The sequence below is a fragment of the Novipirellula caenicola genome, assembly GCF_039545035.1.
Classification (GTDB): Bacteria; Planctomycetota; Planctomycetia; order Pirellulales; family Pirellulaceae; genus Novipirellula; species Novipirellula caenicola.
Genome location: NZ_BAABRO010000075.1, coordinates 1 through 1,043 on the forward strand (window position 1 = coordinate 1; position 1,043 = coordinate 1,043).

Consider the following 1,043-nt stretch of genomic DNA (forward strand, 5'->3'; position numbering starts at 1 on the left):
TAGATACACAACCGGCACAGGAATATTGACCTGTTATCCATCCCCTACGCCCTTCGGCCTCGGGTAAGGTACCGGCTAACCCTGGGCGGAATTGCCTTCCCCAGGAAACCTTAGGCTTTCGGCGAATAGGATTCTCACCTATTTTATCGTTACTCATTCCGGCATAATCACCCGATGACGCCAACACCGCTCGTTACCGTACGGCTTGTATCTCGTCATCGGCGCTCTCCTACCACTCTAGTAAACTAGAATCCGCTGCTTCGGTGTTTTACTTACTCCCGTTCATTATCGGCGCAGAAATGCTCGACTGGTAAGCTGTTACGCACTTTTTAAATGGTGGCTGCTTCTAAGCCAACATCCCAGCTGTCACAGCATTTCAACTTCCTTAGTGACTAAGTAAAACTTCGGGACCTTAGCAGGCGATCTGGGTTGTTTCCCTCTCGACCCTGGAGCTTATCCCCCAGGGACTGACTGCCGAGATAGTCTTTGCGGTATTCGGAGTTTGGTTCGGTGAGGTACCCCGGGAAGGGCCCCCATCCGATTCAGTATCTCTACCCCCGCAAAGTAGTTGCCTCGACGCTATCCCTCAAGATATTTCGGAGAGAACGAGCTATCTCCTGGTTTGATTACACTTTCAGTCCTCCCCACAAGTCATCCCCTCAGTTTTCAACCTAAGTGGGTTCGGTCCTCCACGCAGTTTAACCCGCGCTTCAACCTGCTCATGGGTAGATCACACAGGTTTCGCGTCTGCAGCATACGACACATTTCGCCCTATTCAGACTCGGTTTCCCTTGGGCTTCGTCCCGGAAGGACTTAACCAAGCCGTATACCACAACTCGCCGGATCATTATGCAAAAGGCACGCCGTCACACATTAAAATAGTGCTCCGACCGCTTGTAGGCACATGGTTTCAGGTTCACATTCCTCCCCTAGCAGGGGTTCTTCTCACCTTTCACTCACGCTACTGGTACGCTATCGGTCGTTAGAGAGTATTTAGCCTTACGGGATGGTCCCCGTGGATTCAGTCCAGGTTTCACGTGACT

At 51.6% G+C, this 1,043-nt stretch carries 1 rRNA gene; it reads right to left on the reverse strand.

Features of this window, described 5'->3' with window-relative positions:
* Positions 1–1,043, reverse strand: a 23S ribosomal RNA gene (locus ABEA92_RS31320); the annotation flags it as partial.